This window comes from Microbacterium barkeri (assembly GCF_027921765.1).
In the GTDB taxonomy this organism is placed as follows: Bacteria; Actinomycetota; Actinomycetes; order Actinomycetales; family Microbacteriaceae; genus Microbacterium; species Microbacterium barkeri.
This window is the reverse complement of the sequence record NZ_BSEJ01000053.1, coordinates 1-616: the sequence shown is the minus strand read 5'-3', so window position 1 is coordinate 616 and position 616 is coordinate 1. Positions and strand designations below refer to the sequence as shown.

Sequence of the window (616 nt, the reverse complement as noted above, 5' to 3'; positions counted from 1 at the left end):
TTTTCCATCAAGATATACTCGCGTCATACAAGCGCTTCCCATAACACCAGAGTCCCGCTTTATAATAACTTCGCCCGTACCTTCTTTTTTAGAGAAAAACGATGAGTCTAATATTTGCTTGGCGGGTATATTTTGTGCCTGTTCATTTGTTACTGGTTTAGTCGCACACCCACTAATTCCCACAATCACTAAAGCTAGTGCAATTTTTTTCATCTCTTTGTCCCTTTTGTTTTTAATTCAAATGCCACAAAAGATTAACACAGAGAATGGTATCGAACGATTTTCATCGTTCGGTCTAACCAGAACGCTCCATACGGCACGCGCTTGCTGAGATGGCCATACAGGTGATGCAGCAGCAGGTTCCCTTCCAGAAGAATCCCGGCGTGGTTCCACTTATCCGCCTGCACCTGCATGATCACCATGTCACCCGGTTGCGGTGGACCATCAAACTCACGGAACCCGCATTCATACCAGCAGTCCTGATAAAAATTGTCCGGATACTCATTTTCCCACCACGGATAATCAACGCGGTAATCGTGCAGCTCGATGCCGTGGGTTTGCCGAAAATAGCTCATCACCAGGCCCCAGCAATCGTAGTGGCCCAGCACGAATGGTC

At 46.9% G+C, this 616-nt stretch carries 2 protein-coding genes; both read right to left on the bottom strand.

Annotated features, from left to right (window positions below):
• Nucleotides 1-213 (bottom strand): hypothetical protein (locus PKE79_RS16570; protein ID WP_271174796.1); only part of this gene is annotated, 213 nt, incomplete at its 3' end.
• Between the two features lie 41 nt (nt 214-254).
• Nucleotides 255-616 (bottom strand): NlpC/P60 family protein (locus PKE79_RS16565; protein ID WP_271174795.1); only part of this gene is annotated, 362 nt, incomplete at its 5' end.